The 16369-nt window shown below is 33.2% G+C and carries 17 protein-coding genes; 8 read left to right on the top strand and 9 right to left on the bottom strand.

The features are described 5' to 3' along the window. Nucleotides 1-72 precede the first annotated feature (72 nt). The 3 genes from BLT80_RS08830 to BLT80_RS08820 form a co-directional block, all read right to left on the bottom strand. Nucleotides 73-633 carry a type 1 glutamine amidotransferase domain-containing protein gene (locus BLT80_RS08830; RefSeq protein ID WP_092467254.1) on the bottom strand — a complete coding sequence of 187 codons (561 nt, stop codon included), beginning with the start codon at nucleotides 631-633 and terminating at the stop codon, nucleotides 73-75. Between the two features lie 71 nt (nucleotides 634-704). Further along, on the bottom strand, nucleotides 705-1346 hold the full coding sequence (locus tag BLT80_RS08825; protein WP_092467253.1) for an SDR family oxidoreductase: 642 nt from the start codon (nucleotides 1344-1346) through the stop codon (nucleotides 705-707). Between the two features lie 15 nt (nucleotides 1347-1361). Then, a complete protein-coding gene (locus BLT80_RS08820) occupies nucleotides 1362-1517 on the bottom strand; it encodes a YqaE/Pmp3 family membrane protein (RefSeq protein WP_092467252.1) in 156 nt (51 codons plus the stop codon). A gap of 255 nt (nucleotides 1518-1772) precedes the next feature. Here BLT80_RS08820 and BLT80_RS08815 point away from each other — a divergent pair, with 255 nt between their 5' ends. Continuing rightward, the gene (locus tag BLT80_RS08815; RefSeq protein ID WP_245710190.1) at nucleotides 1773-2291 is read left to right on the top strand and encodes a GNAT family N-acetyltransferase; all 519 of its coding nucleotides are present in this window, start codon (nucleotides 1773-1775) and stop codon (nucleotides 2289-2291) included. Between the two features lie 97 nt (nucleotides 2292-2388). Here the strand turns inward: BLT80_RS08815 and BLT80_RS08810 are convergent, their stop codons facing one another. Further along, on the bottom strand, nucleotides 2389-3393 hold the full coding sequence (locus BLT80_RS08810) for a sugar kinase (RefSeq protein WP_092467251.1): 1005 nt from the start codon (nucleotides 3391-3393) through the stop codon (nucleotides 2389-2391). Between the two features lie 155 nt (nucleotides 3394-3548). Here BLT80_RS08810 and BLT80_RS08805 point away from each other — a divergent pair, with 155 nt between their 5' ends. Then, nucleotides 3549-4076: a GNAT family N-acetyltransferase gene (locus BLT80_RS08805; RefSeq protein WP_175455575.1), complete on the top strand. Its 528-nt coding sequence runs from the start codon at nucleotides 3549-3551 to the stop codon at nucleotides 4074-4076. A 133-nt stretch (nucleotides 4077-4209) separates the two neighbouring features. Here BLT80_RS08805 and BLT80_RS08800 read toward each other — a convergent pair whose 3' ends face one another. Next, nucleotides 4210-4941 carry an energy transducer TonB gene (locus BLT80_RS08800; protein WP_092467250.1) on the bottom strand — a complete coding sequence of 244 codons (732 nt, stop codon included), beginning with the start codon at nucleotides 4939-4941 and terminating at the stop codon, nucleotides 4210-4212. A gap of 91 nt (nucleotides 4942-5032) precedes the next feature. Further along, nucleotides 5033-7231, bottom strand: coding sequence for a TonB-dependent receptor (locus BLT80_RS08795; RefSeq protein ID WP_092467249.1), 2199 nt, complete (start codon nucleotides 7229-7231; stop codon nucleotides 5033-5035). 160 nt (nucleotides 7232-7391) lie between these two features. Here BLT80_RS08795 and BLT80_RS08790 point away from each other — a divergent pair, with 160 nt between their 5' ends. After that, a complete protein-coding gene (locus BLT80_RS08790) occupies nucleotides 7392-8066 on the top strand; it encodes a lysoplasmalogenase (RefSeq protein ID WP_092467248.1) in 675 nt (224 codons plus the stop codon). A 3-nt stretch (nucleotides 8067-8069) separates the two neighbouring features. Here the strand turns inward: BLT80_RS08790 and BLT80_RS08785 are convergent, their stop codons facing one another. Further along, nucleotides 8070-9341 carry an NAD(P)/FAD-dependent oxidoreductase gene (locus BLT80_RS08785; RefSeq protein WP_092467247.1) on the bottom strand — a complete coding sequence of 424 codons (1272 nt, stop codon included), beginning with the start codon at nucleotides 9339-9341 and terminating at the stop codon, nucleotides 8070-8072. A 136-nt stretch (nucleotides 9342-9477) separates the two neighbouring features. Between BLT80_RS08785 and BLT80_RS08780 the strand changes: the two genes are divergently transcribed. From BLT80_RS08780 to BLT80_RS08770, 3 genes are read left to right on the top strand one after another with little or no spacing between them, the layout of a single operon-like run. Next, on the top strand, nucleotides 9478-9972 hold the full coding sequence (locus BLT80_RS08780; protein WP_092467246.1) for an RNA polymerase sigma factor: 495 nt from the start codon (nucleotides 9478-9480) through the stop codon (nucleotides 9970-9972). A gap of 4 nt (nucleotides 9973-9976) precedes the next feature. Continuing rightward, complete coding sequence (locus BLT80_RS08775) at nucleotides 9977-10609, top strand: hypothetical protein (protein WP_092467245.1); 633 nt, start codon at nucleotides 9977-9979, stop codon at nucleotides 10607-10609. Nucleotides 10610-10634: 25 nt separating this feature from the next. Continuing rightward, nucleotides 10635-11567: a hypothetical protein gene (locus tag BLT80_RS08770; RefSeq protein WP_245710188.1), complete on the top strand. Its 933-nt coding sequence runs from the start codon at nucleotides 10635-10637 to the stop codon at nucleotides 11565-11567. A gap of 122 nt (nucleotides 11568-11689) precedes the next feature. Here BLT80_RS08770 and BLT80_RS08765 read toward each other — a convergent pair whose 3' ends face one another. Then, entirely contained in the window at nucleotides 11690-12490 is an 801-nt protein-coding gene (locus BLT80_RS08765; protein ID WP_092467244.1) for a lysophospholipid acyltransferase family protein, read from the bottom strand. A gap of 48 nt (nucleotides 12491-12538) precedes the next feature. Next, nucleotides 12539-13183 (bottom strand): NUDIX hydrolase, encoded by a 645-nt coding sequence (locus BLT80_RS08760; protein ID WP_092467243.1) that lies wholly within the window; start codon nucleotides 13181-13183, stop codon nucleotides 12539-12541. A gap of 2 nt (nucleotides 13184-13185) precedes the next feature. Between BLT80_RS08760 and BLT80_RS08755 the strand changes: the two genes are divergently transcribed. Together BLT80_RS08755 and BLT80_RS08750 are read left to right on the top strand one after the other, a co-directional pair. Continuing rightward, complete coding sequence (locus BLT80_RS08755; RefSeq protein WP_092467242.1) at nucleotides 13186-13899, top strand: peptidylprolyl isomerase; 714 nt, start codon at nucleotides 13186-13188, stop codon at nucleotides 13897-13899. Nucleotides 13900-14133: 234 nt separating this feature from the next. Continuing rightward, nucleotides 14134-16278, top strand: coding sequence for a M3 family metallopeptidase (locus tag BLT80_RS08750; protein WP_092467241.1), 2145 nt, complete (start codon nucleotides 14134-14136; stop codon nucleotides 16276-16278). Nucleotides 16279-16369 lie beyond the last annotated feature (91 nt).

Genomic DNA, 16369 nt, shown 5'->3' with positions numbered 1-16369 from the left:
AATTTGAAACAAAAAAAAGAGACGTTCATAACGTCTCTTTTCTCTTTCTTAATCAAAGCAAAGTGTTTAGTATTAAGCCACTTGCTCTTCGTGTTTACCTTCGTAGACTTCTTCTACTAACTTTTTATTGAACGCTGGTAAATCCTCAGGCGATCTACTGGTCACTAATCCGGAATCCACCACTACTTCTTCATCGACCCAATTAGCTCCGGCATTAATCATATCCGTTTTTATAGAATCGTATGATGTGATTTTTCGTCCTTTTAAAACACCTGCCTCTGCTAATAACCATGGTGCATGGCATATGGCAGCAACTGGTTTATGGTTTTCAAAAAATGATTTTACAAAGGATACCGCAGCCTTATTCTTACGTAATACGTCTGGATTTATTTGTCCTCCAGGCAATACTAAAGCATTGTAATCCTTCTGATTCACGTCACCCAACGTTTTATCTACCTTATATGAGTTACTCCAGTTTCCATCTGACCATCCTTTAATTTCACCAGACTCTAAGGATACAATATGCACTTCTGCGCCCGCATCTTCTAAGGCCTTTTTGGGTTCTCTTAATTCACTTTCTTCAAATCCGTTTGTTGCTAAAATAGCTACTGTTTTTTTATTTAAATTTTCCATGTTAATCTTAATTTTAATTCGTGTTAAATTTTTCGTCTGTATTATTGAAATTCAATGTACATAGGTAAAACCTAACTAACAGTCGATTGTAATTCACTCATGGCTTCACCAATGGAAGTGTTACCTTCTATAATTTCGAATGTGGTATTATACGGAGCATCATCATTTAAAGATTTTACGAGGGTTTGCGCCACGTCTGCTCTACTAATTTCACCACGTTTATTTAATTTCTCTTTTAATTCTACAGTTCCTTTTCCTTCATTATTAGTTAAAGATCCAGGCCTTACAATTGTATATTTAAGTCCACTGTTTTTAAGATGCTCGTCTGCATTTTGTTTGGCTTTTAGATACTCTTGCAATTCTTCTGAAGCTTCTGGTTGATCTGCTCCCATAGAACTCAACATCACAAATCTGTTAACATTCGCCATCTTAGAAACAGCCATTAAACGTTTAGCTCCTTCTTGGTCAACTTCTACGACTTTTTTCCCTCCAGAACCCGCAGCAAAAATCACTTTATCGATACCTTTTATAGCATGTGTTAGATCTTCTGTTAAATCTGCAAGTACGGATTCTACTCCGTCGTCCTTAAATTGTTTTTGCTGTTCTTCTTTTCTAACCATAGCAATTGGGTTAAAATATTGCGATGCTTTTAAAAGATTAACAACTTGTTTTCCTGTGGTACCATTGGCACCTGCTACTAATATATTTTCCATAGATATTTTTATTTTTTATTTACTATTCACATAGAATGCATAGATTACTCCAGGTATCCAACCCACAAGCGTTAATAATAAGCTTATTAAAAACTCGCTACCTAAACCGTGTTTTAAAAACACCGCTAAAGGAGGTATCACAATAGATAAGATTATAGTTAGTAAAGACATTTGTATGTGTTTTGATTGTATACAAAATTAGAGCTAACACCTTAAAATCATTGACTTGTTTCATAGTTATCTTAGCGCATATTGACAAAACAAAATGTTAAAAAATAAAACTTAATCTATACACATATACTGAGAGAACTGCGATAGACTTGAAAATCATTAATAACACTTTATCATTAAATTTTGAAAATATTAAGTGATTTGAAAATATTGATTTTATAAATTGCGAATAAAAAATCACAAACGCTTCAATCAATGATTAAAATAGCAAAAGCAAGTATTGAGCATTCTGAACTAATTGCCGAAATTGGGAAAATATCATTTTTTGAATCTCACGGAAACAGCGCATCTGCAGAAGATATTAATAGTTTTATTTCGAAAACTTATAATAAAGAGACTATATCTAAAGAGTTTGAAAACGCAAAAGCTCAATATCATTTAATCTATTTTAATGATAAAGTTGCTGGATTTTCAAAAATTGAATTGAGTACATCAAATAAAGACATAGATGAGTTAGACGTTACTAAACTAGACCGAATATATCTTTTAAAAGAATTTTATGGACAAGGATTAGGTTCAAAACTATTTGATTTTAATATAGAATTATCAAAAAAGCAAAACCAGAAAGGAATTTGGCTAGCAGTTTGGGTAGAAAATCAGAGGGCTATAAGCTTTTATACCAAAATAGGATTTCAGATTGCAGGGAAATATGATTTCAAAATATCGGAAACACGCTCAAATCCTAATCATATAATGTTTCTTAAATACGAATAGCATTTCCCTATAAAGCACAAGTTTTACATAAAATAAATTCAAGGTAAAATCAAGGCCTTAAACAACAACCAAGTTGACTTTATTCAAGAAAGCGTAATTACCTCACAAAACGACCAGAAATATTACCTTCAATAATCTTAACCACATCATCGACAGTGCTGTAATTAACATCCCCCTCGTAAGTATGTTTTAATGCACATGCCGCACATGCAAATAACATAGCCTTATAATCATCGTAATGTTGCAAACCATAGATTAAACCTGCGGCAAAAGCATCCCCTGTACCAATACGATCTACGATATGTGTTATATCTAAATCATTGGTTTCTCTAAACTCTTTACCATTCCACATTCTGGCTCTAATCTTATGTGAAGACGCATTTAACGCTGTTCTGATTTTGTCAACCACCTTTTCTATAGAAGGAAAGGTTTCCATAAGTTGTTTGCTCGCTTTTATAAAATCCTCGTTAGCATAACTATAATCAGTTCCGAGCACTTCATTAATCTCATTAATACCACCAATAAAAATGTTAGAATAGTGCAATAAATCTACTAAAGTTTCTTTAGGATCTTTTCCATATTTCCACAGCCCACTACGATACGTTGGATCAGCAGAAACAGTGAGCCCTTTTTCTTTAGCTAAAATCAAACCTTCTTTTAAAGTATCATAAGCACCTTGAGTTAATGCAGGAGTTATACCTGTCCAGTGCATCCAATTGCCTTTCTTTATTGCTTTTTCCCAATCCACCATAGCAGGTAAAACTTCAGAAAAAGATGAATGCGATCTATTATAAGATATTTGACTTGGTCGCATTACAGCTCCCACTTCTAAAAAATAAACACCTAATGGCCGTTTAGATCGCACTACAGATGATGTACTAACACCAAATTTTCTAATATAAGAAACTGCTGTATCACCAATAAAATCATCTGAAACCAAACTAATATGTTTTACATTACCACCAAAATTAGCTATTGAAATAGCAACATTTAATTCCGTACCACCAAAATAAAATTCTACAATATTAGATTGCATAAACTTTTTGTTGCCTCTTGGCGAGATACGCATTAAGACTTCACCGAATGTAATAATCTGATTCATATTAGTAATTTTTGACGTTCTTAAATAAACCTTTTAATTTACTAAAGATATGGCTAAAAATTATTTTGTGATAAAAGATACGGACTAAAACTTATTTGAATGAATTAATATTATACATTGTATAAAATTTTACACCCAGAAATTAAATATTTTAAATGGATTTCATTCCGATTGAAACTAAGCGTCTCATTTTAAGACCAATCACAGAAGCTGACACACTAGATTTTTATGAATTAGACTCTAACCCAGAAGTCCATCTCTTTCTTGGAAATGAACCTGTTGTAAAAATTGAAGAATCTCATTCCATGATTAACAAAATCTTGCAACAGTATAAGACTCATGGAGTAGGCCGTTTAGCCATTATAGAGAAATCAACAAACCACTTTTTTGGTTGGTCTGGTTTAAAATATGAAAAAGATTACAGAACTCAATTCAACTATTATGATTTAGGCTCCAGAATTAAAGAACAATATTGGGGAAAAGGGTATGCAACGGAAGCTGCTATTTCTTCCTTAGAATATGGCTTTAAAACGCTAAAACTTGCAGAAATTGGTGCTGTTGCAGATATAAATAACAATGCATCTAATGTTATTTTAAAAAAAATCGGGATGCATCTTACTAGTACGTTCGACTATAACACTGAAGTATTAAATTGGTACATTATGAAAAACCCATATCTCTAAAATATAATTAACCAAAAATGCCATTATGAGCAGCCTTGAAATACATTTTAAACTTAATTATTAGTATTTCTCACCAGTCTCATAATGACACTTCAATCAATTTAAAACTTTTTAGTTTTAGTTATTATTTTAGTTAATTTAGTTGTAATTTAAAATTAATTGGAATACTATAAGGAACACCTACATTCATATCTCGTTGTCTTCCTGGTTCCATTTTTGGTAGCAAATTAATAATACGTTCTGCTTCAGTTTCTAAAAGTTTATCTGGGCCTCTACTTTTTACTTTAGTCACCGTTCCTGTTTTATCAATTAAAAAGAACACATATACTTTACCATCGATATTAAGTTCAGCTGCAGCTTCAGGATATCTAAAATGTTTTTGTAAATGCTCTTGAATTTTTCGTTCAAAACAAGCTCTTAACTCTGCATTATTACCTGTACAGCCTGGGAATTGCGGTACTTTTTCAATCAATGCAAAAGGCACTTCAACATCTTCTTCCACTTCCATAACAGCGACATCTTCGATACCAACTTCACGATCATCAATAATATCATCTTGACCTATCTCTGTACTTTGTATGACACTTTCTTCAACATCTTCAACATCTTCAACAATTGTAATAACTTCAGTTACCATCTGCTGTTGAGGGGGAGGAGGAGGAGGCAAAACATCCATAATTGTAATTGGAATATCTTCATCATATTGATCCTCTAGCATTAACAGATCAATCTTTATATCTGCTTTTTCGTAAGTCTTATGTTCTAATCCTATATATGTTAGGAGTAACATTACGTTTAAGCCAACAGCAAAAAATAAACTGCTGTTTCGACCTACATTGGCTTTTGGGTTTTTTTTGAGTTCCATGACGTTTAATTTTGTTATATAAAATTACGCATCATATATGTTAAAAATTATGATTTATATCATGTTTGACTTATTATCAACATCTTAAGATTTATAAGTTGTCTAACTGATTGTCGTTTCCGTCTTCACTAATTGTCCAAAAGAAGCCCACAAAAAAGAACTGATCTGCCGCAGGTGTTAATGCTCTTCTGCTAAACTGACCATTTTGATTTGGTGCATCTGCATACTGATAGCCATTTATATTTTTAATACCCAACACATTATTTATAGAGAAATAAAGAATCTTTTGTTGATCTAGTAGATAAGCCCAATTTAAACTCAAATTATGAAATGGTTTTGTACGCTCGTTCATAAACTCTTCGGTATTCGGATTGTTATATGGACGCCCAGAAGAATATCCATAATCGATACCAAACTGGCTTTTCCAACTGTCTACCCAATATTTACCTACAACAGAAAGGTTATGATTGGTCGCGTAACTTGGCTGTACAGAAGTGGTATAATTACTATAATTACGCTCTGTATCTAAATAAGAATAACTAACCCAATAATCTAAGTTCTTAATACTCGTATTGTCTCTCCAAAATAAATCTAAACCTTGCGCATAACCATTACCTGTAGATTCAAAATTAGTCGCAAAGGTTTCAAACTCACCATCAAATTTTATTAGGTTATCGTAATCTTTTCGATAGGCTTCGGCTCTAAATATTTTACCGGCATTTACATATTGATAATTTAAAATATAGTGTGATGTCTTTTGCGCTTCTAAATCCTGTTCAAACTTTAAAATAGTACTATTTGGGTTTTGAAAAAAGTTACCATAAGCCAAAGAAAACTGTCCATTTTTAGAGCTTTTATAGGCTACCGCTGCTCTTGGTGCTAGATCCACTGTATTGAATATAGAACTATGATCAGCTCTTACACCTACCTTTAATGCCAAATCTTTTGAAAACACTACATCTGCTTCAGCAAATGCTGCCGTTATATTATTGTTAAAACCATAGGTTTCGTTAATAGCGTCTTCTTTATAGTTCTCGTCAAAATCTGTAATAAACTGTTCGGCCCCAAAACTCAACTTAAATCGACTATTGAATCGTTTTTTGAGCTTCAACTTTATATGTGCAGAATTTTCAGTGTCATTTATCTCAATCGTTTCAATGCCTATTTTATTTTTAGCATAGGTATAACTAACACCAGAAGACAATGTCCAATTATTTCCTAAAACACCTTTATAAGATGTATTGAGATAGAAGTTGTTGTTATTCAATTTAAAATCGATACCATCTTCATAATTAATATCTTCTTGATTCAATTCAAATTTTGTAGCATCAAATGCCGCATAAAACTTCAACATCCCATTATTCAACTTTTGTCTAAAAACAGTTTCACCTTGTGCACCAGCAAAAGGGGTTTTCCACTCATTTTTATCTTCAAAAATAGCTAAGTAAGGGGCCAGATTAATATAACTAGCACTAAAACTTAAAGATGATTTATCCCATTTTTGTGTGTTTCCTAAACTAGCACCAACACTCATAATACCAATATCAGTTTTCTCTTGGTCTGGCTCGTCAATGGTGTTTAAAAGCAATACACTAGATAATGCTTGTCCGAATTCTGAAGAATAACCACCTGTTGAAAATGTAATACCATCAAACAAAAATGGAGAGTAACGTCCACGCGTAGGAATATTATTTGTGGTCGGTGTGTATGGTGTAAACACACGAATACCATCAATAAAGATTTGAGTTTCATCGGCATTTCCACCTCGCACAAACAAACGACCATCTTCTGCAACATTCGACGTTCCTGGCAAGGTCTGAAGCGCACCAACATAATCACCTAAAGCACTCGCTGTAGTAACCACATCTAAAGGCTTTAAAACTGAAACTTTAGAATTGTCGCTCGCTTCAAACGTACCTGCGCTAATAATTACGGCATCTAACGATTCCACATCTTCACGCAATCTAACCTGAAGATTTTTTAGTTTAGAAACGTCCTCAATAATCGTTTTGGTTTCAAAAGACAAAAAGGAAATGATTAAGGTTTGTACTCCCGTTTCATTTGTTGAAAATGAGAATTCACCTTTTTCATCTGAAGTAGCTCCATCGTAAGTGCCTTCTAAATAAACATTAGCTCCAATGACAGGAGCGTTTTTGTAATCTACTACTTTTCCTGAAATCGTAGTTTGCGCAAAACCAAATGATGTTATAAATAGGATGACAAATGTGAATAGATGTTTCCTCACTATATTTCTATGGTTCTTTTTGTATTCGTGGATCTGTGATGTCATGGTTTGATTGGTGATTAAAAAGTTCGTTTTTGTTGATAGTACAAATTTGAGGTCTTTTTAAGTGAACATGAATTCTATTTTACCGAACTGTATAAATTCTATGACGAATTGAATATATTTGGTTCAACGCATCATACGCATTCCATAAAAACCACCAAAAATGTTATTTAAAACGGAAAAACAATTCAGCATTCTTTTCTTTATTATTGTGCTTATCGAACTTTTAACAGGAAGTACAGAATCCCTAAAAACAGTTCATTATATCGCGAAACCAGCAATAGTAATCAGTCTAATTTTTCTGTTTTTAAAAACGTCTAAATCACTCCCTAAAGCCATAAAAAATGTAACACTTTTGGCTTTGGTTTTTTCGGTATTGGGAGATGGATTGCTAATGTTTGTAGACCAATCACCACACTTTTTTACCTTGGGCTTAGTTGCTTTTTTAACAGCTCACATTATGTATATTGTGGTATTTCTAAAACATAGAAACCCACAAAAATCACCGCTTGGATTTATAGCACTGCTCCTTATCTATGGTGCGAGTTTATTCTCTTTTCTAAATGGTAATTTAGGGGACATGCTAATTCCTGTGATAATTTATATGTTGGTCATTTTGAGTATGGCAACCGCAGCCTATTTAAGAAAAGACAAGGTGAATATACTTAGCTACGGACTTGTGTTTTTTGGCGCGTTGTTTTTTTTGGTCTCGGATAGTATTTTGGCACTCAATAAGTTTTATGAACCACTAGCCTACTCAAATATTAGTATCATGGTAACCTATGCTTTAGCACAATATTTAATTGTTATTGGTATTTTAAAGCTAAAGGATCAATAAGTCTTACTTTTTAAAAGGTCTGATTATAAGTCGTGCTGCTTTATCAAAATTGATGTAATTGTATGTCCAATTGAATAATACAATCACTCGATTTCGAAAACCTACTAACGACATTAAGTGAACAAACATCCATATAAACCAAGCAAAAAAGCCCCCGAACTTATAGTGTTTTAAATCTACTACGGCTTTGTTTCTACCAATAGTAGCCATGGAACCTTTGTCTTTATAAACAAAAGGTTTTAAAGGTTTATTATCTATTAATCGCAATAAGTTTTTCCCTAATAAATTCCCTTGTTGTATCGCTGGCTGTGCAACTTGAGGATGTCCTTTTGGATACGCTTCTGAAGCCATTAAAGCAATATCACCAACTGCAAAAATATTAGGATAACCTTCAACTTGATTAAACTGATTTACGTTATACCGATTTGCTCCTTCTATTAAAGCATCCGCGTTTAATCCTTGTACCGGAGCACCCGTAACACCTGCTGCCCAAATTAAGGTTTCAGATTCTAATTTTAATTCAGAATTGGTCGTGACGGTAGTGCCATCATAATGCTTTACAAACGTGTTGCAATGTATTTTAACTCCTAATTTATTTAAAAATTGTGTCGCCTTTTTTGAAGCATGTTCACTCATTGGTGGCAATACACGACCTGCACCTTCTAATAAATGAATATGCATATCATCAGGATCTAAATCGTGATAATCTCTAGGTAAAATATTATTTTTTAGCTCTGCTATGGCACCAGCGAGTTCTACACCTGTAGGTCCTGCTCCAACAATCACAAAATTAAGAAACGCTTCGCGCTCAGATTTTGAATCTGCAATAGCTGCTTTTTCAAAATTCTGTAAAATCAAACTTCTTATATCTAAAGCTTGTGGCACCGTTTTCATTGGCATGCTAGACGACTGAATGGCCTTATTTCCAAAATAATTGGTTTTAGTACCAGTTGCCAAAACCAAGTAATCATAAGTTAAATGACCAATAGACGTAATGATTTCTTTCTTTTCTGGTAGAATTTGCTCAACTTCAGTGAGACGAAAAAACGTAGTGTTATGCTTTTTTATAATCTTTCGAAGCGGATAAGCAATAGAATCCGGTTCTAAACCCGAACTAGAGACTTGGTATAATAAAGGTTGAAACGTATGATAGTTGCGTTTGTCTATTAAGACCACTTGAACATTTTTATTAGCTAAAGATTTCACCAAATTTATACCGGCAAAACCACCACCTATAATGACGATTCTTGGTAGATTAGACTGAGGAATATTCATTAAATATCTATTGTAATTTCAGCTACAAAAATACGAATTATCAAGCCTAAAATTGTCTTTTAAAACAATAGTTGAATAAATTTGTAACAAAATAGAAACTCTTACTACTAATTAAATAACCAACCAATTTCATCAATTGAACAAAGAACTTGAACATAGTTTTGTAGAACAGTTGCAAAAGCATCAAAACATTGTGCATAAGGTGTGTCGTTTATACACCAACAATGCTGATGCGCATAATGACCTGTTTCAAGAAATCACTATACAATTATGGAGAGCTTTTCCAAAATTTAGAGGTGATGCTAAATTTAGCACTTGGATGTACAGGGTCGGTTTAAATACCGCAATTACATTATACAGAAAATCGAAAAGAAGTATAAATACACAAGAGTTTGACACTGTAGAGTTTAAAATTAAAGCAGAGGAATATGATGATACGGAAGAACAACAGTTAAAACTTTTATACCAAGCCGTACATCAATTAAATGACATTGAAAAAGCTCTAGTGTTCTTGTATTTAGAAGACAAAGATTATAGAGAAATAAGCGCGACTCTAGGTATAACAGAAGTTAATGCACGAGTAAAAATGAATCGTGTTAAAAAGAAATTAAAAACCATACTTAATCCGTAACATTATGGATGAATTAGAATTATTAAAGAAGGATTGGAATAAATCCGAGAATCAATATAAATCATTTACAGATTGTGATATCTATAAAATGAGCCATAAAAAATCGTCTAGCATTGTAAAAACCTTGTTTTATATAAGTGTTGCAGAGTTCGTATTTTGGATTCTTATAAATGTTTTACCTTATTTTTCGTCTGAAACTTATAAAGAAAGCTTAGACAAGAGTTATCACAACCCTTTGTTTGTTGGTATTACCATATTTGGCTTTGTTGTCATTTTTATATTTATGTACTTATTGTACAATTCTTATAAAGCAATTTCGACCACAGACAGTGCAAAAAAACTGATGGAGAGTATTTTAAAAACTCGAAAAATTATTAAATACTACGTGATTTATAATTTAGTCGTGATTTTTATTTCTGTACCGTTAACATTCTATTTTGAGTTTAATCAAAATATAGAGTTTCACGATCAAGTTGAAGCCTTTAACTCTAAGCAAATGCTATTTCTTTATGGCTTTACGGTTCTACTAACAGGTGTCTTTCTATTAGTCTTTTGGTTGTTTTATAAGCTCATTTATGGAATACTTTTAAAACGTCTCAACAGAAACTACAACGAGTTAAAAAAACTAGAAGTATAGTTCTAAAAATGCATTGAGCATAATTATGAATACAGTAGTTCAAAAAAATATAATAAGAATTAGTGTACCATTAATTGCTATTATTGCGATGATAGGACTTGCTAATTCGACACTTTTTAGCAAAGCACCAAGTCAATTAGCATTTGGTATTACGGTTGATTTACTCATAATAGTACCATTTATTTATTTTCTGCTTATCCGGAAAACCAAAATTCCAAAAACGACTGTAGTTCTTTTTATTATCTTGGGTGTGGCTGTTTGTTCTTTAATTATTCCTTCAGAACATCAATATTATTTAAGTCTTTTTAAAACGTGGTTACTTCCTTTAATTGAGTTGACTGTTTTTTCAGTTATCATTTTTAATGTTATTAAAGCCATTCGGCATTATAAATCACATAAAAGTGAGACGTCTTCTGACTTTTTTACGGTTTTAAAAATAACGTGCTCTAACATTTTACCAAAAGCTGTTGTAATTCCATTTGTTACAGAAATCTCAGTATTCTATTATGGCTTTGTGTATTGGAAAAAAAGACAATTAAAACCTAATGAATTCTCCTATCATAAAGACAGTGGCACAATAGGTCTACTTATTGGTATATTATTACTAATTGTTGTAGAAACGATGACGCTTCATTTTCTCTTAGCTAAATGGAGTATCCTTGCTGCTTGGATTTTAACAGGAATGAGTATCTATACTGCCATTCAGATTTTTGGGTTTTCGAAATCAATTCTAAAAAGACCCCTAAGTATCGAAGGTGATGTTTTATATCTTCGGTTTGGAATTATGAACGAAACCACAATTAATATTCATAATATCGAATCTATTACTATATCTACCAAAGATATTGAGCTAAATAATGACACCAGAAAATTGTCGATTTTAGGAAATCTAGATGCTCATAATATGGTGATTAAACTAAAAAATGAACAAACGTTAGTGGGACTTTATGGCATATAAAAACCATATACAACCCTCGCTTTTTATGTTGATGAGAAACATAGGTTTAAGAATGTAATTGATCAGAAATTGGAAAGCAACGATTAAGATCGTTTACTAACTAAATACGGACTGTTAAAAGCCTACATATCTCGTAATTCCTTATTTAAACGTTCATTCTCTTCTAATACATCTTGAGGTATTACTTTTAAGAATGAAGGATGTTGCTCAATAGCGTATTCAATTTTTTCAACGATAGAATCAATAGATTCATTATCATAATCAATTTCTAACGGCTCTTTTATTTCGAAAGATTGAAAAATATTTTTCTTTTTAATACGTAAGCCTTTTTTATCAAAAGAACGTCTAAAACCATCAATCACAATAGGCACAACAATTGGTTTGTACTTTTTTATAATATGAGCAGTACCTTTCCTAATGGGCTTAAAAGGAGTGGTTGTTCCTTGAGGAAACGTTACGACCCAACCATCTTCTAAAGCAGTTTTTATCATCGTAATATCACTCATTTTTACTTGTCTATTCACATCTTTACCCTGAGAACGCCAAGTTCGTTCAATACTAATTGAGCCTGTATAGGCAAATATTTTTGGAAGCAAACCCGATTTCATGGTTTCCTTTGCTGCAACATAATACAAATTCAGCTTCGGATTCCATAAATAACCTACGTTTTTAATACTATCTAATCGTCCACTTAAACTGGCGTTAAATACATGAAACATAGCAATAACATCAGCAAAATACGTCTGATGATTAGAAATAAACAACACGTTGGTATCTGGTAGATTCTTAATAATATCAGAACCTTCAATCTGTAAGTCATTAAAACCTCTAAAGCGTCTATGTGTAAATGCACCTAAGATTCTAATGAGCCATTTTTTTACCCAAAGTATATGTCCAAAAGGATTTCTTTTAAATAATCCCATAGTTAATTTTCAAATTTTGTCAATTACAAATGTAACCATTAAGTTAAATTATAAAACTTGTTTTAACAAGTCTTTTATTTCTCCAAGCATCATTGCTGTTGCTCCCCAGACAATATGCCCATTAAATTTAAAAGCAGGCACATCAACTTCTACGTCAAAAGAGGTTGGTACTCTTGCTGTTAACGTGTTACTGTCACTTAAAAAATCATTAAGACTTACCTCTATAATGGCTTCGACCTCTTCATCTTGTTTTGTAAAAATTAAATACTCTTTTGAAATCCCTATATAAGGATGAACCAAAAAATTACTTGGAGGGATATAAATAGGAGACATTTTTTTTAAGACCTTTATATGCTGTCTAGACACTCCAACTTCTTCTTCCGTTTCTCGTATAGCCGTTAGCATTAGACTGTTATCATCTTCTTCTTCATATTTCCCACCAGGAAAACCGACTTGTGCAGAATGTACTCCTTTATATGTTTTGCGTAGAATAAGCACTAAATATGTTTCGTCATTCGTTTTAGGATAAAACAAAGCCATTACTCCTGCTTTTCTGGCACTTATTGACTTCGCTTTCATTTTTTCTGCCAACTCTAAACGATACGGAGGAGACATTTTTGCATGAGAGTCTTCGCCAGAAAGCTCTAGATGTTTTATTTTTACTACAGATTCTAAAAACGTATTAAATAGCATTTATGAGATTTCTATTACTGTTTCCGATGGCTTTCGGAATTGGATTATTATTTATGAGTTGTGAAGATAAACAAACTTCAAAAAAAACAAATACTACGGTCGTAAAAGATTCTATGGTATCTGAAACGAAAGTTAAACCGAAAAAGAAAATAAATTCAGAATATCCAAAACTCACGGACAATAATGCAATGGACTTCTTTTTAGAGTATGAAAAAGAGAATCCAGAAAATAAAATCCGAATTACAACCGATTTCGGGATAATAGAAATCGAATTGTACGATAAAACAAAATTCCATAGAGGAAACTTCGTTTACCTTACCAAACGCGGCTATTTTGATGGCACACAATTTTACAGAGTGGTAAAAAACTTTGTAATTCAAGGAGGTAGCAGTGACGATTATAATATTGCTAAAAGACGTCAAAACATAGGTAAATACTTATTACCTCCAGATACCAAACGTGGCTACACACACAAACGCGGAGCGGTTTCTATGCCAAGTAGCGAAATTGAAAACGCTTATAAACTGGCTTCACCGTTTCAATTTTTTATCATTCAACGCCATGGAGGCGCGGATTATTTAGATGATGATTATACCGTTTTTGGCGAAGTAATTTCTGGTATGGACGTTGTAGACGCCATTAATGCTGTTAAAACAGACGAAGGAGATTGGCCTTTGAGTAATGTTTATATTAGAAAAGTTGAATTGATTGAGTAACAAAGTTGCAAAGCGGCAAAGTCCCAAAGATTAAAAGAGAACGAAAGCGTATGTTTTTCTAAGAAATGATTCGGGAAAATTCTTGTTAATCGTTTTTACTTTGAGTTGATATCAAATCTCGTTATAACTTCCTTAAGAATTATAAAATATTTAAGACCCTTCATATCTATTTTCAGTATCTTGTTTCCTTGATAAAATTCCTAACAATTTTCAAACACTAAAAAACTAACTATCATGATTTCTAAATCTCTTAAAGCTACATTAATTTGTAGTATTGTTCTTTTTTCAAGCTGTAAAGAAGAATCCAAAATTCCCGAAAAAACCATGAGTGATAATGTATTAATACAAGAATGGACAGGCCCCTACGACGGAGTTCCTGCTTTTGATAAAGTTTCAGTCGAAGCCATAAAACCAGCAATGGAAGAAGCCATGAAGCTTAACCTTGCCGAGATTGAAGCTATTGCTAACAACACCGAACCTGCAACGTTTGAAAACACTATTGTAGCCATGGAAAGTGCAGGTAAAGAATTGAGCAGAGTCTTTGCCTATTATGGAATTATGGGAAGCAACGTCTCCTCAGCAGAATTTAGAAAGGTACAAGCCGAATTAGCACCAAAACTTTCAGATTTTAGATCTCAGATTTCTCAGAACGAAAAATTATTTCAACGTATAAAAACCGTTTATGACGCGTCACAAAAAACACCTTTGGAAGCACAAGCGCAACGTGTGGTATATTTAACCTACAAGCAGTTTGAAATGAATGGTGCCAACCTCAATGCCGAAAAGAAAAAGCGCTACGCCGAAATCAACAAAGAATTATCTACACTTTATACCGATTTCGCAAATAATGTATTGCACGACGAAGAAAACTATATCACTTATTTAAACGAAGACCAATTAGGTGGTTTAGCTGAAGGCTTTATTAAATCGGCCGCAAAAATAGCAACAGATAAAGGTGAAGACGGAAAATACGCTATTACCAACTCACGCTCATCAATGGATCCGTTCCTCACCTACTCTACAGAACGCGAATTACGTAAGCAAGTTTGGGAAAACTATTACTCTAGAGGAGATAACGGAGATGAATTTGACAACAATAAAATTATCGCTGAAATTTTAAAACTACGTAAAGAACGCGTCGGATTAATGGGGTATGATAACTATGCCGAATGGAGATTACAAGATCGTATGGCAAAAACGCCAGAAAACGCAATGGATTTAATGATGGCAGTGTGGCCTGCTGCAACAGCAAGAGTTAAAGAAGAGGTTGCAGATATGCAAACTGTGGCTAATGAACTTGGCGACAAAATCACCATAGAACCTTGGGATTATAGATACTACGCAGAAAAAGTACGCCAAAAGAAATACGATTTAGATAGCGAAGAAGTGAAACAATATTTACAATTAGACAAACTAACAGAAGCCATGTTCTTTACGGCTGGCGAATTGTTTAATTATAAATTCACACCAGTTGCAGAAGGCTCAGTCCCTGTGTTTCATGAGGATGTAAAAGTATGGGAAGTAACCGATAAAGATTCCGGAAAACATATTGGCTTATGGTATTTAGATCCGTTTGCTCGCCAAGGAAAGCGATCTGGCGCATGGGCAACAACCTATAGAAGTTCTGATTCTTTTGAAGGAGAAAAAAATGTCTTAGCCTCTAACAATTCTAACTTTGTAAAACCAGCACCAGGAGAAGCTGTTTTAGTGTCTTGGGATGATGCCACAACGTTTTTTCATGAGTTTGGGCATGCGCTTCACTTCTTCTCTGCCGATGTAAAATATCCAACATTAAATGGAGGAGTTAGAGATTATACCGAATTCCAATCGCAATTATTAGAACGCTGGTTATCTACAGATAAAGTCATTAATCAATTTTTGGTACATTATAAAACAGGAGAACCAATTCCTGCGACTTTAGTTGAGAAAATAAAGAAAGCATCTACATTTAACCAAGGCTTCGGAACAACAGAATATTTAGCTTCTGCTTTAATTGATATGAAATTGCATTTAGCAGATCCAACGGATATTGACATTGATAAATTTGAACGTGAAACCTTAGACGAATTAGGCATGCCAAAAGAATTACCAATGCGTCATAGAACACCACAATTTGGACATGTATTTTCTGGTGAAGGTTATGCCACAGCTTATTATGGTTATATGTGGGCAGATGTCTTGACGAGTGATGCGTCTGAAGCCTTTAGAGAATCGGAAGGTGGTTTTTACGACAAAGCCGTTGCCGATAAATTAGTAAAATATTTATTTGCTCCTCGTAACGCTATGGATCCTGCTGAAGCCTATAGAAAATTTAGAGGTCGCGATGCTAAAATTGAAGCTTTAATGAAAGATCGTGGGTTCCCTGTACCAAAGGATTAAAAATAAAATTTAAGAATAAAGAAGTTCTCTTTTCTCTTTGAATTTAGTGATAGGAGAACTTTATACTGATAGAATAAATTGTGAAACATTT

Source organism: Winogradskyella thalassocola (assembly GCF_900099995.1).
Classification (GTDB): domain Bacteria; phylum Bacteroidota; class Bacteroidia; order Flavobacteriales; family Flavobacteriaceae; genus Winogradskyella; species Winogradskyella thalassocola.
Note: the sequence above shows the minus strand (reverse complement) of the source record. Positions and strands in the feature narration are given on the sequence as shown.

What these genes read in the sequence shown, in the direction of transcription:
- BLT80_RS08830 (WP_092467254.1), bottom strand. Translation starts at nt 633, where the DNA reads ATGGAAAATTTAAATAAAAAAACAGTAGCTATTTTAGCAACAAACGGA.
- BLT80_RS08825 (WP_092467253.1), bottom strand. Translation starts at nt 1,346, where the DNA reads ATGGAAAATATATTAGTAGCAGGTGCCAATGGTACCACAGGAAAACAA.
- BLT80_RS08820 (WP_092467252.1), bottom strand. Translation starts at nt 1,517, where the DNA reads ATGTCTTTACTAACTATAATCTTATCTATTGTGATACCTCCTTTAGCG.
- BLT80_RS08815 (WP_245710190.1), top strand. Translation starts at nt 1,773, where the DNA reads ATGATTAAAATAGCAAAAGCAAGTATTGAGCATTCTGAACTAATTGCC.
- BLT80_RS08810 (WP_092467251.1), bottom strand. Translation starts at nt 3,393, where the DNA reads ATGAATCAGATTATTACATTCGGTGAAGTCTTAATGCGTATCTCGCCA.
- BLT80_RS08805 (WP_175455575.1), top strand. Translation starts at nt 3,549, where the DNA reads ATGGATTTCATTCCGATTGAAACTAAGCGTCTCATTTTAAGACCAATC.
- BLT80_RS08800 (WP_092467250.1), bottom strand. Translation starts at nt 4,941, where the DNA reads ATGGAACTCAAAAAAAACCCAAAAGCCAATGTAGGTCGAAACAGCAGT.
- BLT80_RS08795 (WP_092467249.1), bottom strand. Translation starts at nt 7,231, where the DNA reads ATGACATCACAGATCCACGAATACAAAAAGAACCATAGAAATATAGTG.
- BLT80_RS08790 (WP_092467248.1), top strand. Translation starts at nt 7,392, where the DNA reads ATGTTATTTAAAACGGAAAAACAATTCAGCATTCTTTTCTTTATTATT.
- BLT80_RS08785 (WP_092467247.1), bottom strand. Translation starts at nt 9,341, where the DNA reads ATGAATATTCCTCAGTCTAATCTACCAAGAATCGTCATTATAGGTGGT.
- BLT80_RS08775 (WP_092467245.1), top strand. Translation starts at nt 9,977, where the DNA reads ATGGATGAATTAGAATTATTAAAGAAGGATTGGAATAAATCCGAGAAT.
- BLT80_RS08770 (WP_245710188.1), top strand. Translation starts at nt 10,635, where the DNA reads ATGAATACAGTAGTTCAAAAAAATATAATAAGAATTAGTGTACCATTA.
- BLT80_RS08765 (WP_092467244.1), bottom strand. Translation starts at nt 12,490, where the DNA reads ATGGGATTATTTAAAAGAAATCCTTTTGGACATATACTTTGGGTAAAA.
- BLT80_RS08760 (WP_092467243.1), bottom strand. Translation starts at nt 13,183, where the DNA reads ATGCTATTTAATACGTTTTTAGAATCTGTAGTAAAAATAAAACATCTA.
- BLT80_RS08755 (WP_092467242.1), top strand. Translation starts at nt 13,186, where the DNA reads ATGAGATTTCTATTACTGTTTCCGATGGCTTTCGGAATTGGATTATTA.
- BLT80_RS08750 (WP_092467241.1), top strand. Translation starts at nt 14,134, where the DNA reads ATGATTTCTAAATCTCTTAAAGCTACATTAATTTGTAGTATTGTTCTT.